This is a genomic window from Allobosea sp. R86505, from assembly GCF_042466375.1.
In the GTDB taxonomy this organism is placed as follows: Bacteria; Pseudomonadota; Alphaproteobacteria; order Rhizobiales; family Beijerinckiaceae; genus Allobosea.
The window spans coordinates 3,876,929-3,902,790 of record NZ_JAXHPY010000001.1 but is presented as its reverse complement, the minus strand read 5'-3'; the positions used below and the strand labels follow the sequence as shown (position 1 = coordinate 3,902,790).

General features: G+C 68.2%; 27 protein-coding genes. 13 read left to right on the top strand and 14 right to left on the bottom strand.

The annotated features are described in order from the left end of the window. The first annotated feature begins 30 nt into the window (after positions 1 to 30). The gene (gene cobT / locus SJY11_RS18810) at positions 31 to 1,059 is read left to right on the top strand and encodes a nicotinate-nucleotide--dimethylbenzimidazole phosphoribosyltransferase (protein WP_376988271.1); all 1,029 of its coding nucleotides are present in this window, start codon (positions 31 to 33) and stop codon (positions 1,057 to 1,059) included. On the opposite strand, the gene SJY11_RS18805 is transcribed toward cobT, so the two are convergent. Then, positions 1,047 to 2,168, bottom strand: a complete 1,122-nt coding sequence (locus tag SJY11_RS18805) for a D-alanine--D-alanine ligase family protein (RefSeq protein WP_376988270.1) — start codon at positions 2,166 to 2,168, stop codon at positions 1,047 to 1,049. The genes cobT and SJY11_RS18805 overlap by 13 nt on opposite strands. A 91-nt stretch (positions 2,169 to 2,259) precedes the next feature. Continuing rightward, positions 2,260 to 3,777 (bottom strand): sensor histidine kinase, encoded by a 1,518-nt coding sequence (locus SJY11_RS18800; RefSeq protein WP_326912663.1) that lies wholly within the window; start codon positions 3,775 to 3,777, stop codon positions 2,260 to 2,262. Between the two features lie 163 nt (positions 3,778 to 3,940). Here SJY11_RS18800 and SJY11_RS18795 point away from each other — a divergent pair, with 163 nt between their 5' ends. The 5 genes from SJY11_RS18795 (at position 3,941) to SJY11_RS18775 (ending at position 6,689) form a co-directional block, all read left to right on the top strand. Beyond that, positions 3,941 to 4,414 (top strand): thermonuclease family protein, encoded by a 474-nt coding sequence (locus SJY11_RS18795; protein WP_376988269.1) that lies wholly within the window; start codon positions 3,941 to 3,943, stop codon positions 4,412 to 4,414. Positions 4,415 to 4,517: 103 nt separating this feature from the next. Further along, entirely contained in the window at positions 4,518 to 5,129 is a 612-nt protein-coding gene (locus tag SJY11_RS18790; protein WP_376988268.1) for a glutathione S-transferase family protein, read from the top strand. Then, positions 5,129 to 5,599 carry a hypothetical protein gene (locus SJY11_RS18785; protein WP_376988267.1) on the top strand — a complete coding sequence of 157 codons (471 nt, stop codon included), beginning with the start codon at positions 5,129 to 5,131 and terminating at the stop codon, positions 5,597 to 5,599. Before SJY11_RS18790 ends, SJY11_RS18785 begins: the two co-directional genes overlap by 1 nt. Continuing rightward, a complete protein-coding gene (locus SJY11_RS18780; RefSeq protein WP_376988266.1) occupies positions 5,599 to 6,066 on the top strand; it encodes a hypothetical protein in 468 nt (155 codons plus the stop codon). The genes SJY11_RS18785 and SJY11_RS18780 overlap by 1 nt, the downstream gene beginning before the upstream one ends. Continuing rightward, the gene (locus tag SJY11_RS18775) at positions 6,063 to 6,689 is read left to right on the top strand and encodes a uracil-DNA glycosylase family protein (protein WP_376988265.1); all 627 of its coding nucleotides are present in this window, start codon (positions 6,063 to 6,065) and stop codon (positions 6,687 to 6,689) included. Before SJY11_RS18780 ends, SJY11_RS18775 begins: the two co-directional genes overlap by 4 nt. A gap of 14 nt (positions 6,690 to 6,703) precedes the next feature. Here the strand turns inward: SJY11_RS18775 and SJY11_RS18770 are convergent, their stop codons facing one another. The 3 genes from SJY11_RS18770 to SJY11_RS18760 form a co-directional block, all read right to left on the bottom strand. Then, positions 6,704 to 7,090, bottom strand: coding sequence for a hypothetical protein (locus SJY11_RS18770; protein WP_376988264.1), 387 nt, complete (start codon positions 7,088 to 7,090; stop codon positions 6,704 to 6,706). A 157-nt stretch (positions 7,091 to 7,247) separates the two neighbouring features. Beyond that, a complete protein-coding gene (locus SJY11_RS18765; protein WP_376988263.1) occupies positions 7,248 to 8,342 on the bottom strand; it encodes a TRAP transporter substrate-binding protein in 1,095 nt (364 codons plus the stop codon). Positions 8,343 to 8,622: 280 nt separating this feature from the next. Next, positions 8,623 to 9,708, bottom strand: coding sequence for a TRAP transporter substrate-binding protein (locus SJY11_RS18760; protein WP_376988262.1), 1,086 nt, complete (start codon positions 9,706 to 9,708; stop codon positions 8,623 to 8,625). A 211-nt stretch (positions 9,709 to 9,919) separates the two neighbouring features. On the opposite strand from SJY11_RS18760, the gene SJY11_RS18755 reads away from it, so the two are divergent. Both SJY11_RS18755 and speB read left to right on the top strand, forming a co-directional pair. After that, the gene (locus tag SJY11_RS18755; RefSeq protein ID WP_376988261.1) at positions 9,920 to 10,432 is read left to right on the top strand and encodes a GNAT family N-acetyltransferase; all 513 of its coding nucleotides are present in this window, start codon (positions 9,920 to 9,922) and stop codon (positions 10,430 to 10,432) included. Between the two features lie 19 nt (positions 10,433 to 10,451). Then, entirely contained in the window at positions 10,452 to 11,504 is a 1,053-nt protein-coding gene (gene speB, locus SJY11_RS18750; protein ID WP_376988260.1) for an agmatinase, read from the top strand. 9 nt (positions 11,505 to 11,513) lie between these two features. On the opposite strand, the gene SJY11_RS18745 is transcribed toward speB, so the two are convergent. Then, positions 11,514 to 12,191, bottom strand: a complete 678-nt coding sequence (locus SJY11_RS18745) for a spermidine synthase (protein WP_376988259.1) — start codon at positions 12,189 to 12,191, stop codon at positions 11,514 to 11,516. Positions 12,192 to 12,437: 246 nt separating this feature from the next. Between SJY11_RS18745 and SJY11_RS18740 the strand changes: the two genes are divergently transcribed. From SJY11_RS18740 to SJY11_RS18730, 3 genes are all read left to right on the top strand, one after another. Further along, a complete protein-coding gene (locus SJY11_RS18740) occupies positions 12,438 to 13,217 on the top strand; it encodes a transporter substrate-binding domain-containing protein (protein WP_376988258.1) in 780 nt (259 codons plus the stop codon). A gap of 72 nt (positions 13,218 to 13,289) precedes the next feature. After that, on the top strand, positions 13,290 to 14,018 hold the full coding sequence (locus tag SJY11_RS18735; RefSeq protein ID WP_376988257.1) for an ABC transporter permease: 729 nt from the start codon (positions 13,290 to 13,292) through the stop codon (positions 14,016 to 14,018). Next, entirely contained in the window at positions 14,015 to 14,731 is a 717-nt protein-coding gene (locus SJY11_RS18730) for an ABC transporter permease (protein ID WP_376988256.1), read from the top strand. Before SJY11_RS18735 ends, SJY11_RS18730 begins: the two co-directional genes overlap by 4 nt. A 24-nt stretch (positions 14,732 to 14,755) precedes the next feature. On the opposite strand, the gene map is transcribed toward SJY11_RS18730, so the two are convergent. Then, a complete protein-coding gene (gene map, locus SJY11_RS18725; protein ID WP_376988255.1) occupies positions 14,756 to 15,505 on the bottom strand; it encodes a type I methionyl aminopeptidase in 750 nt (249 codons plus the stop codon). Between the two features lie 6 nt (positions 15,506 to 15,511). On the opposite strand from map, the gene SJY11_RS18720 reads away from it, so the two are divergent. Next, entirely contained in the window at positions 15,512 to 16,519 is a 1,008-nt protein-coding gene (locus SJY11_RS18720; protein WP_376988254.1) for an NAD(P)-dependent oxidoreductase, read from the top strand. A 27-nt stretch (positions 16,520 to 16,546) separates the two neighbouring features. On the opposite strand, the gene SJY11_RS18715 is transcribed toward SJY11_RS18720, so the two are convergent. From SJY11_RS18715 to solA, 3 genes are read right to left on the bottom strand one after another with little or no spacing between them, the layout of a single operon-like run. After that, positions 16,547 to 17,734: a multidrug effflux MFS transporter gene (locus SJY11_RS18715; protein WP_376988253.1), complete on the bottom strand. Its 1,188-nt coding sequence runs from the start codon at positions 17,732 to 17,734 to the stop codon at positions 16,547 to 16,549. Then, the gene (locus SJY11_RS18710) at positions 17,731 to 18,633 is read right to left on the bottom strand and encodes a DMT family transporter (RefSeq protein WP_376988252.1); all 903 of its coding nucleotides are present in this window, start codon (positions 18,631 to 18,633) and stop codon (positions 17,731 to 17,733) included. Before SJY11_RS18710 ends, SJY11_RS18715 begins: the two co-directional genes overlap by 4 nt. A 19-nt stretch (positions 18,634 to 18,652) precedes the next feature. Continuing rightward, positions 18,653 to 19,792, bottom strand: a complete 1,140-nt coding sequence (gene solA, locus SJY11_RS18705) for an N-methyl-L-tryptophan oxidase (RefSeq protein ID WP_376988251.1) — start codon at positions 19,790 to 19,792, stop codon at positions 18,653 to 18,655. A 289-nt stretch (positions 19,793 to 20,081) separates the two neighbouring features. On the opposite strand from solA, the gene SJY11_RS18700 reads away from it, so the two are divergent. After that, positions 20,082 to 21,758 (top strand): methyl-accepting chemotaxis protein, encoded by a 1,677-nt coding sequence (locus SJY11_RS18700; protein ID WP_376988250.1) that lies wholly within the window; start codon positions 20,082 to 20,084, stop codon positions 21,756 to 21,758. A 24-nt stretch (positions 21,759 to 21,782) separates the two neighbouring features. On the opposite strand, the gene SJY11_RS18695 is transcribed toward SJY11_RS18700, so the two are convergent. From SJY11_RS18695 to moaA, 4 genes are all read right to left on the bottom strand, one after another. After that, the gene (locus SJY11_RS18695; protein ID WP_376988249.1) at positions 21,783 to 22,547 is read right to left on the bottom strand and encodes a hypothetical protein; all 765 of its coding nucleotides are present in this window, start codon (positions 22,545 to 22,547) and stop codon (positions 21,783 to 21,785) included. Between the two features lie 33 nt (positions 22,548 to 22,580). Next, the gene (locus tag SJY11_RS18690) at positions 22,581 to 24,038 is read right to left on the bottom strand and encodes a hypothetical protein (protein ID WP_376988248.1); all 1,458 of its coding nucleotides are present in this window, start codon (positions 24,036 to 24,038) and stop codon (positions 22,581 to 22,583) included. Further along, positions 24,028 to 24,615: a hypothetical protein gene (locus tag SJY11_RS18685; protein WP_376988247.1), complete on the bottom strand. Its 588-nt coding sequence runs from the start codon at positions 24,613 to 24,615 to the stop codon at positions 24,028 to 24,030. The genes SJY11_RS18690 and SJY11_RS18685 overlap by 11 nt, the downstream gene beginning before the upstream one ends. A gap of 122 nt (positions 24,616 to 24,737) precedes the next feature. After that, on the bottom strand, positions 24,738 to 25,727 hold the full coding sequence (gene moaA / locus SJY11_RS18680; protein ID WP_376989371.1) for a GTP 3',8-cyclase MoaA: 990 nt from the start codon (positions 25,725 to 25,727) through the stop codon (positions 24,738 to 24,740). Positions 25,728 to 25,862: the final 135 nt, after the last annotated feature.

Genomic DNA, 25,862 nt, shown 5'->3' with positions numbered 1-25,862 from the left:
CGCCGCCCGTCCTTAGCCACAGAGTCCGCCATGGCCGTTTCTGGATTGCCCTTCGACGACATCCGCGAGCTGATCGCCGCGATGCCCGGCCCCGATATGGCGGCCGCGAACATGGTGCGCGCCCGCGACAAGGACCTCACCAAGCCCGCCGGCAGCCTCGGCCGCATGGAGGAGATCGCCGAATGGCTCGCCGCCTGGCAGGGCAAGGGCAAGCCTTCTGTCGACCGTCCGCTGGTCTGCGTCTTTGCCGGCAATCACGGCGTCGTCGCCCAGGGCGTCTCGGCCTTTCCGCAGGCGGTGACGCGCCAGATGCTGGAGAATTTCGCGGCCGGCGGGGCCGCGATCAACCAGATCTGCGCGGCGTTCGATCTCGGCTTCAAGGTCTTCGATCTCGCCCTCGACCTGCCGACGGGTGATTTCACGCAAGGTGACGCGCTCGACGAGCGCGCCTGCGTCGCCACCATGGCCTTCGGCATGGAGGCGCTGGTCGGCGGCACCGATCTGCTCTGCCTCGGCGAGATGGGCATCGGCAACACCACCTCGGCGGCGGCGATCTATGCCGCGCTCTATGGCGGCGACGCCGCCTTCTGGTGCGGTCGCGGCACGGGGCTGGACGATGACGGCCTGAAGCGCAAGATCGCCGCCGTCGAGGCCGGCATCGCGCTGCACCGCGCCCATCTCAAGCATCCGCTGGAGGTGCTGCGCCGGCTGGGCGGGCGCGAGGTCGCGGCGATCTGCGGCGCCATCATCGCCGCCCGCTCGCAGCGGATTCCCGTGATCCTCGACGGCTATGTGGTGACGGCCGCCGCCGCCATCCTGCACGCGATCGAGCCCTCCGCGATCGACCACTGCATCGCCGGCCATCTCTCGGCCGAGGGCGCCCATGCGCAGGTGCTGGCGACGCTCGGCAAGGCGCCGCTGCTGGCGCTCGACATGCGGCTGGGCGAAGGCTCGGGCGCCGCTCTCGCCGCCAGCCTCGTCAAGGCGGCGGCCGCCATCCACAACGGCATGGCGACCTTCGCGCAGGCGGGCGTGGCGGGGAAGGATCAGGCCTCGTAGCTCGTCTTCAGCCCCGCCCGCTCGGCATGGCGCTCCTGCGCCAGCTCGACCAGCCGCGTCAGCAGGGCGGGGTAGGGCATGCCCGAGGCTTCCATCATCTTCGGATACATGCTGATCGCGGTGAAGCCCGGCAGCGTGTTGATCTCGTTGAAGAAGAAGGCTCCGCTCTGGCGGTCGAGGAAGAAGTCGACCCGCGCCAGACCGTTGCAGTCGAGCGCGACGAAGGCGTCGATCGCCAGTTGCCGCACACGCGTCATCTGCGCCGCGTCGAGCTTGGCCGGCAGATCGACGCTGGCGCCGTCCTGGTCGATGTATTTCGCCTCATAGGAGTAGAATTCGTGTTGCGGGCCGGCATTGAGCTCGCTGGCGACGCTCGCCACCGGCGGTTCGCCATCGAGCACCGCGACCTCGATCTCGCGGGCGTCGATGCCCTGCTCGATCAGCACTTTGAGATCGTATTCGAAGGCGTCCGCGAGCGCGGCGTCGAGATCCTCCCAGCGCTTCACTTTGTGGACGCCGACGCTGGAGCCCATATTGCAGGGCTTGACGAAGACCGGCAGCGTCAGCCCGGCACGGGCAGCTTCCGTGGCGGCGGCAGGGTCCCGGCGATAGTCGCGGCGTGCGACCGCGAAATAGGGCGCGACGGGAAGGCCCGCCAGCGCCGCCAGCCGCTTGGCGATGTCCTTGTGCATGGAAACCGCCGAGCCGAGCACGCCCGAGCCGACATAGGCCGCGCCCGCGAGTTCGAGCAGCCCCTGCAGCGAGCCGTCCTCGCAGAGCGGGCCATGGATCACCGGGAAGACGACGTCCACCGGCGCGATCGCGGCGGCATCGGCGTCGCTCGGCAGGATCGCGGTGCGCCCATCCGCCTGAGGTTCGACGCGGATCGCCGGCGAGTCGGCGGGAATCGGCAGGCTCTCGGTGTTGGCGGCCTCGATCCGGCGCAGATCATGGCACTGCCAGCGGCCGTCCTTGTCGATGCTCACCGGCACCGGCTCGAAGCGCTCGCGGTCGAGATAGCGCAGCACGGACGCCGCCGACTTGAGCGACACCTCGTGCTCGCCCGATTTGCCGCCGTAGAGCACCGCGACGCGCGTTTTCCGGTTCATGATCGAGCAATCCGAGAGGGAGGAGAGACAGAGCGCGCAGGGCAGGGCGGACAAGATGTCGGCGAAAGCTGTGGCACGATTCGGGCGGTGGTCACGCGGCGCGCGTCTCCGGTTCGGGCAGGGCCGCGAGCGTGTCCATCACGCGCACCGGCGGCAGGGTGATCGTCACCTCGGTGCCGGCGCGCGGCTTGGATTTCAGGCTGAAACCGCCGCCATGCAGGTCGATCAGCCCCTTGACGATCGGCAGGCCCAGCCCCGAGCCCTGTTCGGCCGTCTTGATCGCCAGCGAGCCGCGCCCGAAGGTCTGCAGCACGATCGGGATCTCGTCCTCGGGAATGCCGGGGCCGGTATCGGCGATCGAGACATACTGCCCTCCATTGGCGGTCCAGCCGACCTTGATGGTGATCTCGCCGCCCGGCGGGGTGAACTTGATCGCGTTCGAGAGGATGTTGAGAACGACCTGGCGGATCGCGCGCTCATCGGCCCAGACCCTCGGCAGATCGGGCTCGAAGGCCTCGCGGATCGTCTGGCTCTTGGCCTTGGCGCGCAGATTGAGCATGTGCCGGCAGTCCTCGGCGATGTCGGCGAGCGAGAGCGCCTCCTCATGCAGCTCGTATTTGCCGGCCTCGATGCGCGATAGGTCGAGGATTTCGTTGATCAGCTCGAGCAGATGCTGGCCGGAGCCGTGGATGTCGCCCGAATACTCCTTGTAGGCGGCATTGGCATGCGCGCCGAAGACCTCGTTCTTCATCACCTCGGAAAAGCCCAGGATGGCGTTGAGCGGCGTGCGCAGCTCGTGGCTCATCGTCGCCAGGAAGCGCGATTTGGCGAGATTGGCTTCTTCCGCCTTGCGTCGCGCCTCGTCGGAATTGGCGTTGGCCGTTTCCAGCTCCGCGATCAGCGCGTCCTTCTCGGCGCGGAAGGCGATGGTCGAGACCGAGCTGACATAGAGGCGGTTGGCCAGGAAGACGAAGAACAGCTGCGCCGCCGCCGCCATGACCGCGGTCGTCAGGCTGTCCATGTCCGTGCGCCCCCAGAAATAGGCGGCGATGCCGATCATGATCGGCACGATGCCGGCATAGACCGCCATGGGGATGGAGGCGGCAAGCATCACGGTGAGCGCGCTGACGATCAGCAGCGTCGTGGTGACGAAGACCTTCGCGCCGGGCGCATCGACCTGCGCGAAGACGAGCAGCATCATCGCCCAGCTGATGCCGTGGAAGCCCTCCGCCAGCGCGAAGCCCCGCCGCCAGGGCCGGATCGGCACCTCGGCCGCGGGTTGCGCCAGGAAGCGTCGGCTGAGGACGACGATGACCATCGTCGCCAGCAGCACCGTGCCGACCCAGGGCGTGACCCGCTCGATGGGCACCCAGAGGCAGGCGGCGGCGGCCACGGCCAGAGCCAGGATCAGCGTTCCGACCGAGCCGTTCATCCGGTATTCGGCGAAAACCCGCAGCAATTCGTTGTCGAAGGCGCGTTCCAGGCCGGTCGAGGAAGTCAGCCGCTCGCGCACTGACTTGACCTCGCGGGTGACGAGCTTGCGGCGTGCGACGGCCGTCGGGTCCGGCCCGCGCCCGCGCTGCACCTGTTCGGCTGTCACTTCCGGCATGATGGCGCGATGCGGGTCCTCTTCCTGCGCGCGGTCTGCGCGACGGGCCTGCCATCATGGTCGGCAAATCGTTAAGCTCTTCCTGATGACGCGCCTCGGATTCACACGGTGGAGGAACGGACCGCTCGGTTGGCGGCGCGTCGGGCGCCCTGTCGACATCGTCGTGGCGCTCGGGATCCTCGGGCTCCTGGCGATCGCCGGCGCCGTTCTGCAGTATCGTCTCGGGCCGGCTCGCACGCTGGTCGGCGTGGCCCGCGCCATCGACGGCGATTCCCTGCGCATGCTGGGCGAGGAGTTGCGGCTCGAGGGCTTGGACGCGCCGGAGATGCGCCAGAGATGCAGCGACGCCGGCGGGCGGGAGGTCGATTGCGGGCGGGCCTCGCGTCGCGCGCTGGAGGCGCTGCTGGCGCGTGGGCTCGTCACCTGCGAGATCGGCAAGATCGACCGCTACGGCCGCGGTCTCGCCCGCTGCCGGCAGGGCGAGACCGACATCAACGCGACGCTGGTGCGGGAGGGGCATGCGGTCGCCTATGGCGGCTATCGCAGCGAGGAGGCGCAGGCGAAGGCTGCCGGCCGCGGCATCTGGGCGTTTCGGTTCGAGCCGCCGGAAACCTGGCGGCGCAGACACGCCCGCTGATGCGGGGCACCTCTGCCACACAACCATCACGAAACGCCTTGAAAGGATTGACCATCCGCCCTGCGGCATGGTCGGGTCGCGCGGCGACGGGGAGAGGATTTCGATGAAGCTCTATGACGGTGGGCGGGCGCCCAATCCGCGGCGGGTGCGGATCTTTTTCGCCGAGAAGGGCGTCCCGCTGCCCGAAATCGTCCCGGTCGACATCGGCAAGCGGGAACACAAGAGCGAGGCCTTCACCCGGCTGAACCCCTCCCAGCGCCTGCCTGTGCTGGTGCTGGACGACGGCACGGCCCTGGCCGAAACCATTGCGATCTGCCGCTACATCGAGAGCCTTCACCCGCAGCCGCCGCTGTTTGGCCGCGACGCCCGCGAGCAGGCCCTCGTCGAGATGTGGAACCGGCGCATCGAACTGGGTCTTTTTGCCGCCGTCGCGGCGGTCTTTCGCCATTCTCACCCGTCCATGGCCGAGCTCGAGACTCAGGTGCCGGAATGGGCCGAGGCCAATCGCGAGCAGATCGACGACCATCTCTGGCTGCTCGAACTGCAACTCGCGGGCAGCCGCTTTCTCTGCGGCGAGGAGCTGACGGTGGCCGACATCACCGCCGGCATCGCGATCGACTTCATGAAGCCCTCCCGCATTCCGCTGCCGGAGGAGTTTGTCCAGATCCGGCGCTGGCACGCGGAACTGACGGCGCGGCCGAGCTGGAAGGCGTGATGCGCTCAGCGTTGCTCCTGCTCGGGGTCCTGGTCGCACTGCCGCTGCCCGCAGCGGCGGTGGAGCGTCTCGACGGACAGGCGATCCGCCGGGCCTTTGAGGGCAACACCGTCAGCGGCCGCTACACCAATGGCGGCTTCTTCACCGAGTTCCACGACCCTGACGGCCGGGCGCTCGGCCATAATGGCTGGCAGCCCAACCGCGACGCCTGCTGGACAACGCGCGCCGACCAGGTCTGCTACTATTACGGCCCGCAGACCGACCGAACGGTGCATTGCTTCACGGTCGAGCTGAACCGGGATCTCTACATCCTGCGCAATGCCGGAAACGGCCAGATCAATGCGCTGGCCTCCGTCGAGCTCGGCAATCCGCGCAAGCACAGCGACCAGGGTGAGCCCTGGTATTGCGATGGCCTCATCTCCAAGGCGCCCGCGATCCCGATGACGCGGCGGCGTCTGGCGGCGCGCTGATGCGGCTGCCGGCCGCGGTGACCGTCCTCGTCGCGATGATGGCGGCCCCGGGCCATGCCGGCGCCGCCGAGCGGCTCGATGGCGAGGCGATCCGCCGCGCTTTCGAGGGCAACACCGTCGCCGGGCGCTACGCCGGGACCAACCGCCCCTTCAGCGAGCATCACCATCCCGATGGCCGCGCCACCGGTCACAACCGCGGCGTTCCCAACACCGACGCCTGCTGGACCACCACGGCAGACGCGGTCTGCTACTATTACGGCCCGCAGGAAAAGCGTCGCACCTACTGCTTCACGGTCGAGCGCAGCGGGGCGCTTTATGTCCTTCGCAATCGACCGAGTGGCCAGATCAACGCCATCGCGACGGTCGAGGCTGGAGATCCCCAAGGCTGGAGCGGGACGCCCGCGACCTGGACTTGCGACGGGCTGTTGTCGCAGGCTCCCGGTCGCAGGCATTTGGCCCGACGATGACGGGAGACGACGGGCTCGAGGCGCTGCTGGCGGAACTGAGGGCCTGCCGCATCTGCCGCGATGCACCCTTGCGCGGGCGGCCGCTGCCGCACGAGCCGCGTCCGGTCATCCAGGCCTCGGCGACGGCGCGGCTGTGCATCGCCGGACAGGCGCCCGGCACGCGCGTCCATGCCAGCGGCCAGCCCTTCACCGATCCCTCGGGCGTGCGGCTGCGCGGCTGGCTCGGCCTCGACGAGAGCCGCTTCTACGATGCCGCCAAGGTCGCGATCGTGCCGATGGGGCATTGCTTTCCGGGGCTGGACGCCAAAGGCGGCGATCGGCCGCCGCGGTCCGAATGCGCGCCGGTCTGGAGGGAGCGCGTCTTCGCGGCGCTGCCGGCGGTGGAACTCGTTCTCGCGATCGGGCGCCATGCGCAGCTCTGGCATCTGCGCGAGGTGGCGGCGGGCACCCTGTCGGAGACGGTGGCGGACTGGCGCACGATCTGGGCGCGTCCGGACCGGCCGCGCATCCTGCCGCTGCCACACCCGTCCTGGCGCAACAACGCCTGGCTCAGGCGCAATCCCTGGTTCGAGGTCGAACTCGTTCCAGTGCTGCGAGAGGAGGTGGCGCGCCTGGTCGGCTGAGCCGCCGCCAGCCGTCAGCGATAGATGTAGGAGCCTGAATCGAGCCCGCGGTCGACCTGTCCGCGCATCCGGACGACGGTGCGGACCTCGCCGAAGCTCGAGGGGCCACGGCCTTCGAACTGGACCAGCGCCCCGGTCGAGCTGCCATATCCGCTGCGCGAACTCTTGCCGACATCGACACGAACCGAACCGCCGGCACGAACGCAGAAGGACGAGCCGTCCACCCTGACGAAGCCCGGACCGTATTCGGGGCAGGGCCGCATCGGCTGTGCATCGGCACGAGCGGGTTTCGCGCGCTCCTTGCCGGCTCCACGGCCCGGAATGGGTTCGCCGATCGACTGGGCTTGCGCGCCGGTCACGACCAGCAGGAGGGCGAAGGCGGAACTGGCGATGCGCAGCATGGAAGACTGTCCGATCGTGACCCGGCGCGATCCTGGCCGAACAAGGCGGCGCAGATGTGGCGGACCGATCCTAGGACAGGGCGGCCGAACCGAAAACCCCGGCCTCGCGGCCGGGGTGTGGGGGTAGTTGGGCCGCGATGCGGCCGGTCGCTCCTTGTCAGAGCTGATTGGCCGCGCGCGCGCGGATCATGAAATTGTCGAAGGTGTATTCGGCGATCTGGAACCAGAGATATTCGTCGTTCCGGAAGGCCGCCATCGCGTCATAGACCTTCTTGAAGTCGGCGTTCTTGGCCGAGGTCTCGGCATAGACCTCCTTCGCCGCCTTCAGGCAGGCCTCGAGGATCTCCTGCGAGAACGGCCGCAACTGCGCGCCGGCGCCGACGAGCCGCTTCAGAGCGGCGGGGTTGCGGGCGTCGTATTTGGCGAGCATGTCGACATTGGCGAGGCCCGCGGCCGTGGTCAGCACGGACTTGTAGACCTTCGGCAGCGCCTCCCACTTCGCCGTGTTGAGGAAGAAGTGCAGCGAGGCGCCGCCCTCCCACCAGCCGGGATAGTAGTAGAACGGCGCGACCTTGTTGAAACCGAGCTTCTCGTCATCGGCGGGGCCGACCCACTCGGCCGCGTCGATCGTGCCCTTTTCCAGCGCCGGATAGATGTCGCCGCCGGCGATCTGCTGCGGCACCACGCCGAGCTTGGACAGGACCTGCCCGGCGAAGCCGCCGATGCGCATCTTGACGCCCTGCAGGTCGGCGACGGTCTTGATCTCCTTGCGGAACCAGCCGCCCATCTGGCAGCCGGTATTGCCGCCGGGCAGGGCATAGATGTTGTGCTTCTTGTAGAACTCGTTGAGCAATTCGCTGCCGCCGCCATGATAGAACCAGGCGTTCTGCTGGCGGGCGTTCAGGCCGAACGGAACCGCGGTGCCGAAGGCGAAGGTCGGATCCTTGCCGACATAGTAATAGGACGCGGTGTGGCACATCTCGACGGTGCCGTTGGTCACGGCGTCGGCGGCCTGAAGGCCCGGAACGATTTCGCCGGCGGCGAAGACCTGGATCTGAAACTTGCCGTCTGTGGCCTCCGAAACAGCCTTCGACAGCACCTCGGACGCGCCATAGATCGTGTCGAGCGACTTGGGGAAGGATGAGGTCACCCGCCACCGGACCTCTGGCATGGCCTGCGCGATGGCGGGACTCGCGATCGCGCCCGCAGCGGCACCGGCTCCGGCGACCTTTATGAATTGACGACGCTTCATACTTTATCTCCTCCCCTGGAGCGTTTTCGCGCGCCTGCTGTCCAGGCCATCACGATCACGTCAGAAAAACAGGTCTGCGCGCCAACGCAAGCAAAAAATGCATGCAATGCATGCGTCTAGATCATGAATGCCGCAGCGGAAGGTCTTCGCGCCGCATTCAGCGCACACCTGGACCTGGCGGCGATGTCGCCGCGGCCTGAAACGCAGAAAGCCCGGCCGAGGCCGGGCGTTCGAGCAGCACCACGGGGAGGGCGCGAAGTCCCGCGTCCTCTTGCCGGGATCAGCGGGCGCGCGAGCGCACCTGGAAGACGTCGAAGCTGAGCTCCGCCACCTGCCACCAGAGATACTGGTCGCCGCGGAAGGCGGTCATCGAGTCGATCGCCTTCTTGAAATCGGGGTTCTTCGCCGAGATCTCGCTGTAGAGCTCGTTGGAGGCCTTGAGGCAGGCTTCCAGGATCTCCTGCGAGAACGGGCGCAGCTGCGTGCCGGCGCCGACCAGGCGCTTCAGCGCCGCCGGATTCTGCGTGTCGTACTTCGCCAGCATCTGCGTGTTGGCATAGGTGCAGGCGGCGGTCAGCGCGGCCTGATACGCCTTGGGCAGGGCGTTCCACTTCTCCAGATTGACGAAGGCGTGGACGCAGGGGCCGCCTTCCCAGAAGCCGGGATAGTAGTAGAACGGCGCGACCTTGGAGAAGCCGAGCTTCTCGTCGTCATAGGGGCCGACCCACTCGGCGCCGTCGATGGTGCCCTTCTCGAGCGCCGGGTAGATGTCGCCGCCGCCGATCTGCTGCGGCACGACGCCGAGCTTGGCCAGCACCTGGCCGGCGATGCCGCCGATGCGCATCTTCAGACCCTGAAGATCGGCCGGGGTCTTGATCTCCTTGCGGAACCAGCCGCCCATCTGGGCGCCGGTGTTGCCGCAGGGCATGCCGTGAATGTTGAACTTCTTGTAGAATTCGTTGAACAGGTCGTTGCCGCCGCCCTGGAAGAGCCAGGCGTTCTGGCCGCGCGCATTCAGGCCGAACGGCACCGACGCCGCCACCGCGAAGGTCGGGTCCTTGCCGACATAGTAATAGGACACGGTGTGGCACATCTCGACGGTGCCGTTGGTCACGGCGTCGGCCGCCTGCAGCGCCGGGACGATTTCACCGGCCGCGAAGACCTGGATCTGGAACTTCCCGTCGGTCAGGTCGGAGACCATCTTGGCCATGACCTCGGCGCCGCCATAGATCGTGTCGAGCGACTTCGGGAAGGAGGAGGCCAGACGCCATTTCACCTCGGGGGCCGACTGGGCGACAGCCGGGGAGGCAATCGCCGCGGCGGCGGCACCGGCGGTGGCGGTCTGGATAAACTGACGGCGCTTCATCTCGGGACATCTCCTCGATTGTGACTCGGCGGGCCGAGTGTCGTGATGGGTGGGACGCGGTTCAGCCGCCGTCGCCAAGCATTGGGACTTGCTTGGCTTTCTAGAGGAAGGCGCTGGGCTTCGCGAGCGTTTTCGGGCCGGTCGCATTCAACTTTCGACTAGGTCGTGTGCCCCCTTGGCCGAGCGACCCCGGGGGTGGTTAATGCAGCCGATGCTGGACACCGAACGCTTGCGCCTGCGCCCACCCCAAGCCGATGATCTCGACGCGCTCCATGCGTGGCGCAGCGACCCCGCCGTGGTGCGTTTCGTCGGAGGGCGCACGCTCGAACGCGAGGAAGCCTGGCAGCGTCTTCTGCGCATCGCCGGCCACTGGTCGCTGTTCGGGCATGGCCTGTTCATGGTTCAGGAGAAGACTGGCGGCGCCGTCATCGGCGAGGTCGGGCTGTTCTACGGCCGCCGGAGCCTCGGGCCCGATTTCGACGCTGCGCCGGAAATCGGCTGGATTCTCGCCGCCGAGGCCCAGGGCAGGGGTTATGCGACCGAGGCGGCGCTGGCGGCGCAAGGATGGTTTGCCACGACGCATGGCGAGCGGCGCTGCGTCTGCATGATCGACCCTGCGCACGATGCCTCCTTCCGGGTCGCCGCCAAGCTCGGCTACAAGCGCTATCGCTCGGCCGATTATCAGGGCGGCTCCGTCACGTTGCTGGAAAATCGGCTGGCCTGATTGGCCGCAAGGGGGCATCATGGACCAGGACAAGCTCGCGAAACTCCGGGCGCGCTATGCCGACGCCAGCGGTGCTGACATCCACGACCCGCATTTCGCCAGGGTCGCCGCCGACCAGTTCAAGGGCGACAGGCGTAAATGGCCGTTCTCGGACGTCGCGACCTTCCTCGGCGCACCCTATCGTCCGGATGCCCTGGCCGCCCCGGGGCTCGGCGGCCTCGACGTCGCGATCATCGGCCTGCCCATGGATCTCGGCGTCACCAATCGCGCCGGCACGCGGCTCGGCCCCCGCGCGGTGCGTGCCATCGAGCGCATCGGGCCCATGGACCATGTCATGGGCACCGCGCCGCTGGGCATGCTCAAGGCGGCCGACATCGGCGACGTGCCCTTCCGCTCGCGCTATTCGCTGGAAAGCTGTCACGAGGACATCGAGGCGACCTTCCGCACCATCGTCGAGGCCGGCGTCTCGCCGCTCGCCGTCGGCGGCGACCATTCGATCACATACTCGATTCTCAAGGCGGTGGGAGCAAAGCGGCCGGTCGGCATGGTCCATATCGACGCCCATTGCGACACGTCGGGCCCTTATGAGGGCTCGAAGTTCCACCATGGCGGCCCGTTCCGGCAGGCGGTGCTGGACGGCGTGCTGGACCCGGAGCGCGTCATCCAGATCGGCATCCGCGGCGGCGCCGAATATCTCTGGGAGTTCTCCTATGAGAGCGGCATGACGGTGATCCATGCCGACGAGATCGACGGGCTCGGCATTGAGGCTGTCATCGCGAAGGCGCGGGCCGTGATCGGCGAGGGGCCGACCTATGTCTCCTTCGACGTCGATTCCATCGACCCCGCCTTCGCGCCCGGCACCGGAACGCCCGAGGTTGGTGGCCTGACGCCGCGCGAGGCGCTCGCCATCCTGCGCGGGCTGAAGGGCGCCGACATCGTCGCCGCCGACGTCGTCGAGATCGCCCCGCAATATGACGCGACCTCGAACACCGCCCATTGCGCGGCCCAGGTGCTCTTCACCGAACTCTGCCTGATCGCTGAGGCGAGGGCGCTGGGGAAGGGGCGGCCCTGAGGAGGGCGCTCACGCCTTGCGCGCCAGCCAGATGATGTGGCGGGCGCCGGCCTTGCCGCGATGGGCCCGCACCATCACCTCCTCGACGGCGAAGCCGGCATGCCGCAGCCGCCCCGTGAAACGGCGGTCGGGGCCTTGCGACCAGACCGCCAGGATGCCGCCCGGGCGCAAGGCCGCTTTGGCCAGGCCGAGCCCACCATCCTCGTAGAGTCGATCGTTGGCGGCGACCGTCAGTGCTTCCGGCCCGTTGTCGACATCGAGCAGGATCGCGTCGTAGCGCCCGGCGCCGTCGGCGATGACGCGGCCGACATCCTGCACGGCGATGGTGACGCGGGAATCGTCGAGGCAGCCGGCGAAGAGCTCCGCCATCGGCCCTCTCGCCCAGTCGACCACGGCGGGGATCAGTTCCGAAACCGTGATCTCGGCCCCGGCGGGAAAACTCGCCAGGGCCGCGCGCAGCGTGAAGCCCATGCCGAGCCCGCCGATCAGGATGCGCGGCTTGGTGCGTCCCGCCAGCCGCGTCGCGACCAGCGTGGCGAGGGCTTCCTCCGAGCCGCTCAGGCGGCTGTTCATCAGTTCGATCGTGCCGAGCATGATCGAGAACTCGGCGCCTCGGCGCTTCAGCCGCAACTCGCGCCCTGCGGCACCTGGCAGGGTGGCCGTGTCCAGCAGGGTCCAGGGGATCACGGGCGCATCTCGCGGTTGGAGGGGCTCCCGGCGGGGGGAGGGCGAGGCGGTGGTAGGCAACCCCGGCGGCGCCGTCCAGCGTCTCCGCACCGACAGGGCGCCGGTCGCTTGCCGTATAATTCGGCGCGCGGGCCCAGAAAAGCTGCGCAAGCCCACTTGCGGCCGACCGGCCCCATCGCCCAATCTGTGAGCAGAGCCGGCAATGGGACGGTGAGATCCGGCCGGACGAACCCTGTGGGAGGCATCATGAACGGTTTCGCCAAAGTTTTCGCCGCGGCCCTGCTGACGGTCCTCGGTGCCACCGGCGCGATGGCGCAGGCCAAGGAGTGGAAGGAAATCCGGATCGGCACCGAAGGCGCCTATCCGCCCTTCAACAACCTGAATGCCAAAAAGGAGCTCGAGGGCTTCGAGATCGACTATGGCAACCTGCTCTGCGAGCGGATGAAGGTGAAGTGCACCTGGGTCGTGCAGGACTGGGATGGCATCATCCCGGCGCTGCTCTCCAACAAATACGACATCATCATCGCCGGCATGAACGCCACCGACGAGCGCAAGAAGCGTGTCGACTTCACGGCGGTCTACACCAAGACGCCGATCTGGATCATCGGCCCGAAGACGACGACCTCAACCGACGTTTCGCCCGCCGCCCTGAAGGGCAAGGCGATCGGCGTGCAGGGCTCGACCGTCCATTCGAACTATGTCGAGAAGGTTTACAAGGATTCCACCGCGCGTCCCTATCCGACGCAGGAGGAGGCGAACCTCGATCTGCTCAGCGGCCGTCTCGACTACATCATCGCCAACTCGCTCTCGCTGGAGGATTTCCTCAACGGCAAGGGCAAGGATTGCTGCAAGAAGATCGGCGAGATCACCCGCGATGCCACGATCCACGGCCCCGGCGTCGGTGGCGCCGTCCGAAAGGAGGACACCGCTCTGAAGGCGATGTTCGACAAGGCCATCGCCGAGACGATCGCCGACGGCTCGCACAAGAAGATCGCCGACAAGTACTTCAAGATCCCGATCCTCTGATCGGTTCGGCATTCGCGGCCGGCGCGGCTTCCCCGCGCCGGCTCACGCTTCAAAGGCCCGGCACCCCTCTCGATGTTCGACAAGTTCGCGCTCCTCGGTTTCGGCGATGGCGGCTGGGGGCTGGCCCTGCTTCAGGGTGCGGGCATCACCATCTCGATCGCGCTCGCGACCCTGCCCTTCGGCCTCGCGCTCGGGCTCGTCGTCGCGCTCGGAGCTCGTTCGCAGCGCGCCGTCCCCCGGCTTCTGGCCACGGGCTACACCACCGTCTTTCGCGGCGTGCCGGAGCTTCTGACGCTCTACATCATCTATTTCGGCGTCCAGGTGCTGCTGCAGGAGGCCTGGCGCTGGCTCGGCCTGCCGGGCTCTTTCTCGATGCCGCCTTTCGTCGCCGGCATGATCGCGCTCGGCGTCGTGCTGTCGGCTTTCTCCAGCGAGGTCTGGGTCGGCGCGCTCAATTCCATTCCGAAGGGCCAGCGCGAGGCCGCCGCGGCGCTGGGTCTGACGAAGGGCCAGGCCTTCCGCCTCGTCGTGTTCCCCCAATTGATCCGCGTCGCGCTGCCCGGCCTTGGTAACAACTGGATGGTGCTGCTGAAGGAAACCTCTCTGGTCTCGGTCATCACTCTGCCGGACATCATGTTCATCACCACCCGCGCCAATGTCGCGACCAAGGAGCCCTTCCTCTTCTTCGGCGCGGCGATGGCGCTCTATCTCTTCTTCTCGATGATCTCGGCCTGGGGCATCGGCCGGATGGAAGCGCGCGCCAACCGTGGCATTGCCGCCTTCGGGGGCGCGACGCGATGACCTGGTGCGAATACCCGGGCTGGTTGGTCGGCAGCGAGGTCCTGCAGAACTATGGCTGCCGGATGGCCACTGGCGTCGGGCTGACGCTTCAGCTCGTCGCGATCTCCGTGTCGCTGGGCTTCCTGCTCGCGATTGGACTCGCCGTGGCGCGGCTCTACGGACCGCGCTGGGCGCAGGTCCTGATCAACGGCTACACCACCTTCTTCCGCGGCACGCCGCTGCTCTGCCAGCTTTTCCTGGTCTATTACGGGCTCGGCCAGTTCCGCCTGTTCTGGACCGATCTCGGGCTGTGGTGGTTCTTCCGCGAGCCGTTCTACTGCGCGCTCCTGACCTTCGTGATCAACACCGCCGCCTATCAGGCCGAGATCCTGCGCGGCGCCATCCAGTCGATCCCGCGCGGCCAGTTCGAGGGGGCGCTGGCGCTGGGCCTGCACCGCTGGTCGAGCCTGCGCCATGTCATCCTGCCGCAGGCGATGATCCTGGGCCTGCGGCCGCTCGGCAATGAGCTGATCGTGATGATCAAATCCAGTGCGCTCGCCTCGCTGGTGACGCTCTACGACCTGATGGGGGCGACCAAGCTCGCCTTTTCGCGTTCCTTCGACCTCTCGATCTATCTCTACGCGGCGCTGCTCTATCTGCTGCTCGTCGAGATCGTCCGCCGGGTATGGGACAGGCTGGAAGGGCGGTTGACGCGGCATATGGCCCTGCGCTGAGGGCCGCCGGCCGCCTCTTCGTGGTCAGGCCGGCAGCGTCAGCACCATCGCCCCCTGGGCGGTGGCCACCAGCGTATGCTCATACTGCACGGTCAATGCGCGCGGCTCGCCATAGAGCGTCCAGGGATCCTCGCCATTCTCGGCCCGGGTCGCGCCGAGCGAGAGGAAGGGCTCGATGGTGAAGACCTGGCCCTTCTGCATCACCCGACGCTCGGACCGGTCCGGCCAGGTGGCGAGCTCGGTCGGCTCCTCATGGAGCGAGCGCCCGACGCCGTGGCTGGCGAGATTGCGCACCAGCGTATAGCCGTTCTTCTCGGCGAAGCGGCCGATCGCAGTCCCGATGCCCGACAGCGGCTTGCCGGCGCCGACCTGCCCGATCCCGACCCAGAGCGCGCGCCGACCGTCGCGGCAGAGCCGCTCGGTCTTGCGGGCCACGGGCGGCACGGCGAAGGAGGCGCCGGTATCCGAATAGAAGCCGCTCTTTTCGGCGGAGACGTCGATATTGACGAGGTCACCGGCCTCGATCCGCCGCGCGCCGGGAATGCCATGCGCGATTTCGTCATTGACGCTGATGCAGGTCGCGCCCGGGAACTGGTAGTCCAGCTCCGGCGCCGAGCGCGCGCCCTCCCGCTCGAGCAGGGCCCGCCCGATCCGGTCGAGCTCGGCGGTCGTCATGCCCGGCTCGATCGCCTTGCCCATGGCGGCCAGCGTCTGCGCGACGATGCGGCCGATGTCCTGCAGGCTCTTGAGGTCGTCGTCATTGGAGATCGTCATGGCCGGGTGCCTAGCCCTAACCCGGGCCGCTCACAACCGACACGGCGTCATCGCGCATATGCGGCAGCACAGCCGCGCGCCTTTGCAGAGGGGCAGCCGCAGGCTAAAGCCCTTGCCGAAATCAGAAACAGTCAAGCGGAGCGAAACATGGCCAAAGTCGCGTTCATCGGTCTCGGCGTCATGGGCTATCCCATGGCGGGTCACCTCAAGGCCAAGGGCCACGAGGTCACGGTCTACAACCGCAACCCGACGAAGGCTCAGGCCTGGGTCTCGCAGCATGCCGGCGTCTCGGCGCCGACGCCGGCCGATGCCGCCAAGGGCCAGGAGATCGTCTTCGCCTGCGTCGGCAACGATGACGACCTGCGCTCTGTGACGCTGGGCGGGCAGGGCGCCTTCGCCGGCATGGAAAAGGGCGCGATCTTCGTCGACCACACCACCGCCTCGGCCCATGTCGCGCGCGAACTCGCCGCGGCGGCGCAGGCCGGCGGCTTCGGCTTCGTCGATGCGCCGGTCTCCGGCGGCCAGGCGGGTGCCGAGAACGGCGTTCTCACCGTGATGTGCGGCGGCGAGCCCGAGACCTACGCCCGCGCCGAGCCGGTGATCGCGGCTTATGCCCGCATGTGCAAGCTGATGGGCCCGGCCGGCTCCGGCCAGCTCACCAAGATGGTCAACCAGATCTGCATCGCCGGCCTCGTCCAGGCGCTCTCCGAGGGCGTGCATTTCGCCAAGCGCGCCGGGCTCGATGTCGAGGCCATGCTGGAGGTGATCTCGAAGGGCGCTGCTGGTTCCTGGCAGATGGAGAACCGCGGCAAGACCATGAACATCGGCAAGTTCGACTACGGCTTCGCCGTCGACTGGATGCGCAAGGATCTCGCCATCGTGCTCGAGGAGGCGCGCAGCAACGGCGCGCAGCTGCCCGTCACCGCGCTGGTCGACCAGTTCTACGCCGAGGTCCAGAAGATGGGCGGCCGCCGCTGGGATACCTCCAGCCTGCTCGCCCGCCTCGAGGAGTGAGGCAGGCGGCCTTGCGGCGCGGCGGCCTCAGCGCGCCGCCGCCCCGCTCCGCCCGAAATGGATCGCGATCATCCCGATGATCGTCAGCAGCCACATCAGCACGACGAGCGAGGGCGGCCAGATCGTCACGACGAGGCTGATCGCCACGGTCATCAGTGCGCTGAAGCCGAGCTGAAGCGCGCCCATGAGGCCGGCGGCCGAGCCGGCGAGGTCTGGCCTTGCCGAGAGCGCCTCGGCGGTCGAGCCGGGGATCGTCATGCCGTTGCCGATCGCGTTCACGGCCAGCGGCAGGAACAGCATGATCGGCGACCAGTCCGCCCTCAGCGACAGCGGCACGGCCACCGTCATCGCGACGGAGGAAATGACCAGCCCGAGATGGACCATGCGCGGCGCGCCAATCTTCATGACCAGCCGCGCCATCGCATAGTTGCCGACCATGTAGCCGGCCGCGTTCAGGATGAAATAGGCGCCGTAGGTGTCGCTGCCGCGCCCCATCGTCTCGACGACGATATAGGGCGCCGCCGCGATGAAGGCGAAGAAGGCGGCCGAGCTGGTCGAGACCGCGATCACGTTGAGCACGAAGACGCGGTTGACGATCAGCGTCGGGAAGGCCCGGAAGACGCCGAGCAGCGGCGTGCGCAGTCCCAGATTCGGCGCGGTCTCGGGCAGTTTGACCAGGGTCAGCAAGAGTACGATCACGCCGCTGACGGTCATGAACCACAGGATCATCCGCCAGCCGAAAGCGGTTTCGATCTGCCCGCCGAGCCAGGGGGCGATCATCGGCGCGACCACCATGACCATCGTCACGGTGGCGATCTGGCTGGCGGCCTCGTCCCGGTTGGCCGTGTCGCGGATGATCGCGCGTGAGAGTGCGAAGACGGAGCCGGAGCCGGCCCCCTCCAGGATGCGCGCCAGCAGCAGGACCTCGATCGAGGGTGCGAGCGCGCCCAGCGCCGAGCCGGCGATGAACAGCGCGATGCCGGCATTGACGCAGGGCCTCCGCCCGAAGCGGTCGGAGAGCGGCCCGCTGACGAGCTGGGTCAGGGCGACGGCGACCAGGAACAGCGTCAGCGCGAGCTGGATCGTGGCATAGCTCGAGCCGAAATGGCGCGAGAGCGCGGGCGCCGCCGGCGCGAGCAGGTTGAGCGCGAGCGGCTGCAGGGCCGACATCGCGACCAGCACCGTCAGGGTCGGCTTCAGGGCGCTGGCGCTCATGTCGGGGGCGTGCTCGGCAGCTTGAGCTGCGACTGCGGCACCACCTGCTGCCGGTGCATGGTGTAGAGCCCGCTCGCCACGATCATCGCGATGCCGAGCCCGGCGATCGGGTCGGGCAACTGCCCCCAAACCAGATAGCCCATGATCACCGCGAGTATCACGACCGAATAGCGATAGCCGGAGACCACGCCGACATCGGTGTTGCGATAGGCGCTGATGATGCAGATGCTGCCCGCGGCCATCAGCGCGGCCGCGGCGGCGACATAGGACGTCTCGCGCCGCCAGACCGGCTGCCAGACCTCCAGCAGCCCGTAGCCGCAGGCCACGATACCGACGATGGCGGTGGTCATCAGCGCGATCACGGTGGAGGGGATCTCGTTGCCGATCTTGCGCGTCAGCAGGTCGCGGGCGGCGGCGAGGCAGGCGCTCGCCAGCGCGACCAGAGCCGCGGCGTTGAAGGAATCGGTGGCCGGCCGGAGCACGACCAGAACCCCGCAGAAACCGATGAAGACCGCGGCGGTGCGGCGCCAGCCGACCCGCTCGATCCGCAGCACCACCGCGAGCACGACGATGATGATCGGCGAGGCCAGCAGGATGGCGGTGACGTCGGCCAGCGGCATTTCGGCGAGCGCCCAGATGAAGGTCAGCGTGACCGCGGCGTCGATCAGCCCGCGCAGCAGCACGATCGGCCGCAGCGCGAGGCGCAACTTGGCGCCCTCCCGGAAAGCGAGCACGAGGCCCAGCGCGATGATCAGGGCGAAGCCGGTCCGCAGCGTGATCGCCTGGCCGGCCGGATAGACCTCGCGGGCGAGCTTCATCAGCGCGTCGTTGCAGACGAAGAGCGCCATGGCGGCCAGCATGGCGATGATGCCGCGTCGGTTCTGCTCGGGGCTGGCCACGCGGCTTGGTTCTTTCGTCTCAGGCCGCGAAGCGCGCCAGCGAGAAGGGCGCGAGGTCGAAGCGCGACCGGCCGCTGTCGGAGAGGTCGGCCAGGATTTCGCCGATCGCGCTGGCGAATTTGAAGCCGTGCCCGGAGCAGCAGGAGGCGAAGACCGCCTGCGGCACGCCGGGCACATGGTCGATGATGAAATCCTCGTCCGGCGTCACGCTGTAGAGGCAGCCCTTCAGCGTCAGCGGCTCGCCGGCCGCATCCGGGAGGTACCGCGCGAGGCAGGCGCGGATCAGCTCAACCTGCCGGGGGCTGGGCGTGCGGTCGTCCTCCCGCGGATCCATCGGCTCGCGCCCGAAATGCGGCCCGCCCAGCTTGAAGCCAGGATGCTCGTAGAGTGGAAAGCCGTAGAAGCTGCCTTCCTCGACGGTGAGGATGAAGACCGGGAAGACGCCCTCGCGGTAGAGCTCGGGCTTGCGGGTGGTGAACCAGCCGATCGCCTGGCGCACCGTCGTGACCGTCCGCGCCAGCGCAGGCACCGCGTCGGCGATCCAGCCGCCCGAGGTGATGACGAGCCGCCCGGCGCTGTAGGTGCCGCGCGCCGTCCTGACCGTCACCCCGCCATCGGCGGTCGGCGTCCAGTCGAGCATCGGCTCGTTGGTGCGGATCTCGGCGCCGCGCGACTGGGCGAGCCCTACATGGGCGAAGATCGCCTTCTCGGAGGCGACGAAGCCGCCACCGGGCTGCCACAGCCCGATATGGCCCGATGGCAGCGTGAAGCCCGGAAAGCGCTGCGCGAGCTCTTTCGCGTCGAGCTGCTCGTGCTCGAGCCCATGGTCCAGGCAGGATTGCAACGAGGATTCGACCTCGCCGGAGCCCGCCGGCGCGAGATCGAGCGATCCGGTGACGTGCAGCAGCTTCAACCCGGCCTCGTCGCCTGTTGTCTGCCAGAGTTCATGCGCGCGCTGGACGATCGGCACATATTTCGAGCCCTCGAAATAGGCCAGCCGGATGATCCGCGTCAGCCCGTGCGAGGAGCCCATCGTGTGGCCGAGGTCGAAGCGCTCCAGCCCCAGCACCTTCAGCCCGCGCTGCGCCAGATGCCAGCAGGCGGCCGAGCCCATGGCGCCGACACCCGCGACGATCACGTCATAGCTGTTGCTGTTCATGGCGGCGCTCGCTCGAAGGCGGGAAGCAGGACGGAGGGCATCTGCGCTGATGAGGCGCCGGTCCCGGAGGCTTACAGGCACAGGCCGGAGTGGTCCATGCTCGCCAGCGCGTGAGGCCACCGTCTCCGACACAACAGTCAGACTTTTTTAACCCTATCGGACCATAAAGAATTGTGGCGTGAAGGGACTGGATGGGCCGATGCAGGGCAGGGTTCGACGCTGGCTGAGCCGTCGAAGCCAGGCGCGCACCGCCGAGTCTGCGCAGCCCGTGGAGGCGTTGCCGGCATCCGTGCCGACGCCCGCCGACATCGCCGCCCTTGCCGACCGCGAAGCCGTTTCCGTGCTCGAGCAGGATGTGGTCGCGGCGATGCGGCGGCTGGCCGCCGATCTCGGCCGCGCCGAACAGTCCTCGACGCAATCCGAGACGCGCGCGGGCGCGATCCACGACAGCGTGCTCGGCATGCGGGAGGCCACCACCACGGCGAGTACCAACTCCGCCGCGCTTGTGACCGCCTCTCGACAGGTCTCCGACTCCGCCGAGGAGATCGGCTGCTCGATGAGCCGTGCGCGCGAGCGCCTCGACGCGGCGGCGATCCGCGCCGGCGAGGCGACGGACATGATGACGGGCCTCGCCATGGCCACGGCCGAGATCCGCGGCATCGTCGACTCGATTGCCGAGATCGCCCGCCAGACCAACCTGCTCGCCCTGAACGCGTCGATCGAGGCCGCCCGTGCTGGGGAGGCCGGCCGTGGCTTCGGGGTCGTCGCGCAGGAGGTCAAGGTTCTCTCCGTCGAGGTGCGTGAGGCGGTCGAGCACATTCGCAGCCGCGTCGACCGGCTGACCCAGGCGGCGCATGGCTCCGCGGCGATCGTCACCGATGCGCTGCAGATGGTGCGCGACGTCAATCCCGTCATCGCCGCGATTGGCCAGGCGTCGCAGGAGCAGGCGGCGGCCACGGCCGAGCTGTCGCGCAATGCGGGCGAGACGGCCCGCTTCGTCGAGACCGTCGCCGAGCGTGTGGCCGAGATCGACCGCGTCGCCCTGGCGGCCGCGACCGAGAGCGCCAGCGCGCGCAGGGCGACGGCGCGGGGCGCCAGCCTCGCCGGCGGGATGCTGCGCCGCTTCATCCCGACCTTGCGGCACTCCTCCTTCGCCGACCGACGTCAGCACGACCGCTTTCCCGCCGAGCACCCCGTCGAGGTCAGGCTCGGCGCGCACCAGTTCAGCAGCCGGACGATCGACATCGGCCGTGGTGGCGCGCTGATCGCCCGTCCCGAGCAGGACGAGCTCGCGCCGGGCCTCGGCGGCAGCCTCACTGTGGAGGGCCTGCCATCGATGCCCTGCCGACTGGCTGCGGTCAGCGATCTCGGCCTGCACCTGGCCTTCGACCGCCAGACCTTCGACCATGCGCGGCTGCTCGACGCGTTGCTCGAGCAGACCGAGAGCGGCTACCGGCCGCTGATCGAACGCACCCACGCCTTTGCCGCCGCCGTCGAGTCCTTGTTCTCCGAGGCCCTCGCGCGCGCGCGTCTGACCGAGGGCGACCTGTTCGATGTCGACTATGTCGCGATCGCCGAGACGGACCCGCAGCAATACCGCAACCGCGCTTTGCCGGTGTTGGAGGAGATCCTGCCGCCGCTGCTGGCGCGCTTCGTCGCGGCCGATCCGCGGTTGCTCTTCACCGTTCCGATCGACCGCAACGGCTTCATTCCCGTCCACAACGCAGCTTATGCGCTCCCGCAGCGGTCGGGCGATCCGGTCTGGAACGCGGCGCATGCGCGCAACCGGCGCATCTTCGATGATCGCGCCGGCATCGCGGCCGCACGCTCGATACGTCCCTTCCTCGTCCAGTCCTATCTGCGTGACATGGGCGGCGGGGTCCATGAGATGGTGCGCGAGGTCGATGCGCCCGTGCGCGTCAACGGCCGCCACTGGGGCGGGGTCCGCATGGCCTACGGCATGTAGGCGGGCGGGCAGGTTGCGGGCCGCTCAGAGTCGCTCCCAGACGAAGGCGATGCCCGAGCTGCGAAGGGCCTGCTGCCAGAGCGTGCTCGCCTGTTCGAGCCGTGTCGGATCATAGACGCCCTGAACCTGGTGGACCTGCAGCTTCCAGTCCCGCGCCCCGGAATCCTGCCAAACCTTCGTCACGAGGCGCTTGAGGCGCTCGGGATCGCGCACGGCCGGATTGCTGCCGAAAACCGAGAACGGCGCCGAGTTCTGCATCATGTCCGAGACCAGCACGAGCGACTTGTCGCCCTCGCGGACCCGCGTCTCGGGGCGCGACGCCACGTCGCCGACCGCTTCCACGATCGGCGAGAGATTGCCCTTGGCCGGCTGGGTCAGCACCGCCAGCGCCTCGTCGAGGGGCCGCCCGAACTTCTCCACCCAGCGGATGTAGTCGCGCCGCGGATTGCCGATCAGTTCGCTCGCCGTGCGCCCCGGATTGCAGAGCGACAGCAGGGGCGGAAAACCCGGCTCGAAGGCGTCGTTGAAGACGTAGATCGAGAGCATCCGGTCCGCGGGCAGGCCGTCGCCGATCTGCTTGACCAGCCGCTTCAGGCGCCCGGCCTGGACCTCGCTCCACGGATCGCTCTTGTCTACCAGGACCAGCGTGTGACCCACGGCCCCGGATGTGAGGCACAGCGAGTCGGGGTCGCGCGGCGGGCCCTTCAGCAGCGACGGGGCGGCGAAGAAGCCGACCAGCGCGACGCCCGCCACGATCGAGGCGACGATCGCCCAGCTTTCGCTCTTCATGTCTCGCTCATTACTCGCTGCGTGCCTGTGGGTCTAACGCGGCATTGCGGCGAATTCCGCATTGATCTGTCGCCGCGTCGCCTCGTCCTGCTCGAAGGCGTCGCGCCCGGCTTCGGCGGCCCGCGCCTTCAGCCGCTCGATCTCTCCGGCGAGATCGAGGCCGCGCACGAGGGCGAGTTGCTCGCGCAGCTTCGCCTCCACCAGCGCGGGCATGGTGGCGAGCTGGCGCTCGAAATCGTCGATCAGATTTCGCAGGGCGACATACTCGGCGAGCGGCGTCGGCTGGTCGATCTCGGTGACGTTGAGGGTTTGCGAGAAATAGGCCGGCGGCATGTCGGTCCGCACCCGCAGATTGGCCTCGCGATACTGCATCAGGGCCGCATCCTTGGCCGCGCGCAGCTGGCCGAGCCGCGCGGCATAGAGGTCGCGGGCCTCCTCGGCCGCCGCCTTGGAGCCCTGGAGGCGGCTGCTCTCGCGGGCGCAATCCTCCTTGAAGCCGTCGATCCGCGAGCGCACCGCTTCCAGCTCGGGCAGAAGCTCGACATCGAGGCGCCGCCGCTCCTCCTCGACCGCTTCCCAGCGCTGCCGCCAGCGCTTGTAGGCGCCGCCGTGGCCGGGATAGGTGCCGAAGGCGGAATAGCCCTTCACCGCCGCGGCGAAGGCGACGATGCAGCCGATGATGACGAGCGCCGCTGATTTCAGCTCGGCAATGCCGAAGGGGCTCTCCAGCAGCCGCGGCAGCACCTGCAGCGACCGCGCATCGGGCGTGGCGATCAGCATCTCGCGGTAGTGCCCGACGGCGAGGTTGAACATCACGATCAGGATGATCAGGCCGACATAGGCGGGCAGGGCCCAGAACAGATGCGTGGCGCGCACATGCTGGCAGTAGCGCGCCGGCCATAGGCCCACGAGGAAGCCGAGCGCGATGTTGAGCGCCGAGATGATGACGGCGGTCGCCGCCCCGCCGACCAGGCCGAACTCGCTCGCTTCGGCAAAGAAATTGCCGTTGAGCAGGCTCTCCAGCGTCAGCGGCACGATCAGGAACAGCAGGATGAACTGCCACTTGTCGATCTTGGGATCGGCCGTGCGCTTGTGGATGTAGTTGAAGTATTCGTATTCGCGCTTGGCCTTCAGAGCGTCGTAGACGCGCTGTTCCAGCTCCCCGCCATGGCGGTTGAGCAGCGCGCGCATCGAGGCCTCGATCGAGCGGATGCGGCTCTCATAGCGCTCCTGCGTGAAGGTCTCGCGCCTTGCGGCGATCTCGGCCTGGAGCCCGTTCAGGGTCGCGGAGGCCTCCTGCCGGATCGCGGTGAAGAGTTCGATCACACGCGCCAGCAGTGTCATTTCCGTCTGCGAGGGCACGGCGGAGGAGGGCGCCGGCTGGTTCTCCAGCGCGTCGGCGGCACCGTGGCGTCCCGCTTCGACCACCTCCGCCAGGTGATGGGCCGTGATCGGCGGTAGCGCCCCGGCAGGGCTGCGTTCAGACGCCATGGGCGTCTCGGTTGATGAAGCGCCGCGCCTCGACGATGTCGACATGGAAGTCGCGGAAGCCCGGCCCATTCGGCGTGCGATAGCGGCGCTCGAACCAGATCGTCAGCGTCAGCAGCAGGGCGGTCACGCTCAACACCGCCAGGCCGTCGGTCCGGAGGACGGCCTCATCGCTGAGGCTTGCGAGTGCGGCCGCGACGGCCAGCAGGCTCGACATCGCGAGCAGCACCGCACTGCGGTGGCGGCCAACGTCTCGGGCGATCTGCAGCACCGCGCCGATGGCTGCAGTCACCGCAAAGGCGGCGAGTTCGAGCACGATCGCAGCGGCCAGGATGGCTCCGATCGCCGCGCCGATGCCGCTCGTGGACACTGGCGACAGGGCGAGATGCACGCTGCGGGCGCTGAGCCCCGCCAGGACGATGCAGAAGCCACATAGCAGGGCGACCAGGGCGGCCAGCAGCTTCAGGCGCGGCCACAGGCGCGTCGCCATGATCGCCAGACGTGCGATCTGCATTTCGAGCACGAAGTGCCGGACCGGTCGTCCGATCGCCCTCAGCCGGAACAGCAGTTTCCTCATCATCGAACGCTCGCAACCTCCACGCCGCGCAACCGTCGGACCTTTGGCGAGAGGCGTCAAGGCGCCCTTGCACGCGAAAAAGCGCGCCAAACCTGCCCTAGGGGAAGCGAAACGGCCTGGAAACGTCAGCCGCCGGTGACGCTCATATGGCGCCCGACGGCGGGCTTCGCGCGACGGCGGTCGATGACGAAGTCGTGGCCCTTGGGCTTGCGCGCGATCGCCTCTTCCATCGCCTTGTGCAGCAGCGCGTCGTCGGCGGAGGCGCGCAGGGGCGCCCGCAGATCGGCGGCATCCTCCTGACCGAGGCACATATAGAGCGTGCCCGTGCAGGTCAGCCGCACCCGGTTGCAGCTCTCGCAGAAGTTGTGCGTCATCGGCGTGATGAAGCCGACGAGCCCGCCGGTTTCCTGCACCCGGACATAGCGCGCCGGCCCGCCGGTCCGGTAGGGATCCTCGACGAGGTTGTATCTGTCCATCAGCCGGGCGCGCACCACCGAGAGCGGCAGGAACTGGTCGATGCGGCCCGGCTCGATTTCGCCCAGCGGCATCACCTCGATCAGGGTCAGGTCCATGCCGAGACCATGCGCCCAGATCATCAGGCTCTCGATCTCGTCCTCGTTCACGCCTTTCAGCGCGACCGCGTTGATCTTGACCCGCATCCCGGCCTTGCGCGCCGCCTCGATGCCGCCCAGCACCTTGTCGAGATCGCCCCAGCGCGTGATCTGGCGGAACTTGTCGGGATCGAGCGTGTCGAGCGAGACGTTGATCCGGCGCACGCCGTAATCGGCCATTTCCTGCGCGTAGCGGTTGAGCAGCGAGCCGTTCGTGGTCAGGGTCAGCTCCTCCAGCGCGCCCGACGTGAGATGGCGCGAGAGCGACCGGAACAGGCTCATCACGTCACGCCGCACCAGCGGCTCACCGCCGGTTAGGCGCAGCTTGCGCGTGCCCCGCGCGATGAAGGCGGTGGCGAGACGGTCGATCTCCTCCAGCGTCAGCAGGTCGCGCTTGGGCAGGAAGGTCATGTCTTCCGACATGCAATAGACGCAGCGAAAATCGCAGCGATCCGTCACCGAGATGCGCAGATAGGAGATGTCGCGGCCGAACGGGTCGGTCAGCACCGGTCGCGCCAGGGGGGCGGCGGTGGGCCGGAGCGCGGAAACGGGCAGGGGGCTGTCGAGGAGCACGATCGCTGTCTGTCCACTCGGTTGCCGGGTGTTCGCGGAGCCTGACGCCCATCCGGCATTGCGTTG

Bases quoted from the DNA above. Each gene is read 5' to 3' on its own strand.
- cobT (WP_376988271.1), top strand. From the start codon at position 31: ATGGCCGTTTCTGGATTGCCCTTCGACGACATCCGCGAGCTGATCGCC.
- SJY11_RS18805 (WP_376988270.1), bottom strand. From the start codon at position 2,168: ATGAACCGGAAAACGCGCGTCGCGGTGCTCTACGGCGGCAAATCGGGC.
- SJY11_RS18800 (WP_326912663.1), bottom strand. From the start codon at position 3,777: ATGCCGGAAGTGACAGCCGAACAGGTGCAGCGCGGGCGCGGGCCGGAC.
- SJY11_RS18790 (WP_376988268.1), top strand. From the start codon at position 4,518: ATGAAGCTCTATGACGGTGGGCGGGCGCCCAATCCGCGGCGGGTGCGG.
- SJY11_RS18785 (WP_376988267.1), top strand. From the start codon at position 5,129: ATGCGCTCAGCGTTGCTCCTGCTCGGGGTCCTGGTCGCACTGCCGCTG.
- SJY11_RS18780 (WP_376988266.1), top strand. From the start codon at position 5,599: ATGCGGCTGCCGGCCGCGGTGACCGTCCTCGTCGCGATGATGGCGGCC.
- SJY11_RS18775 (WP_376988265.1), top strand. From the start codon at position 6,063: ATGACGGGAGACGACGGGCTCGAGGCGCTGCTGGCGGAACTGAGGGCC.
- SJY11_RS18770 (WP_376988264.1), bottom strand. From the start codon at position 7,090: ATGCTGCGCATCGCCAGTTCCGCCTTCGCCCTCCTGCTGGTCGTGACC.
- SJY11_RS18765 (WP_376988263.1), bottom strand. From the start codon at position 8,342: ATGAAGCGTCGTCAATTCATAAAGGTCGCCGGAGCCGGTGCCGCTGCG.
- SJY11_RS18760 (WP_376988262.1), bottom strand. From the start codon at position 9,708: ATGAAGCGCCGTCAGTTTATCCAGACCGCCACCGCCGGTGCCGCCGCC.
- SJY11_RS18755 (WP_376988261.1), top strand. From the start codon at position 9,920: ATGCTGGACACCGAACGCTTGCGCCTGCGCCCACCCCAAGCCGATGAT.
- speB (WP_376988260.1), top strand. From the start codon at position 10,452: ATGGACCAGGACAAGCTCGCGAAACTCCGGGCGCGCTATGCCGACGCC.
- SJY11_RS18740 (WP_376988258.1), top strand. From the start codon at position 12,438: ATGAACGGTTTCGCCAAAGTTTTCGCCGCGGCCCTGCTGACGGTCCTC.
- SJY11_RS18735 (WP_376988257.1), top strand. From the start codon at position 13,290: ATGTTCGACAAGTTCGCGCTCCTCGGTTTCGGCGATGGCGGCTGGGGG.
- SJY11_RS18730 (WP_376988256.1), top strand. From the start codon at position 14,015: ATGACCTGGTGCGAATACCCGGGCTGGTTGGTCGGCAGCGAGGTCCTG.
- map (WP_376988255.1), bottom strand. From the start codon at position 15,505: ATGACGATCTCCAATGACGACGACCTCAAGAGCCTGCAGGACATCGGC.
- SJY11_RS18715 (WP_376988253.1), bottom strand. From the start codon at position 17,734: ATGAGCGCCAGCGCCCTGAAGCCGACCCTGACGGTGCTGGTCGCGATG.
- solA (WP_376988251.1), bottom strand. From the start codon at position 19,792: ATGAACAGCAACAGCTATGACGTGATCGTCGCGGGTGTCGGCGCCATG.
- SJY11_RS18695 (WP_376988249.1), bottom strand. From the start codon at position 22,547: ATGAAGAGCGAAAGCTGGGCGATCGTCGCCTCGATCGTGGCGGGCGTC.
- SJY11_RS18690 (WP_376988248.1), bottom strand. From the start codon at position 24,038: ATGGCGTCTGAACGCAGCCCTGCCGGGGCGCTACCGCCGATCACGGCC.
- SJY11_RS18685 (WP_376988247.1), bottom strand. From the start codon at position 24,615: ATGATGAGGAAACTGCTGTTCCGGCTGAGGGCGATCGGACGACCGGTC.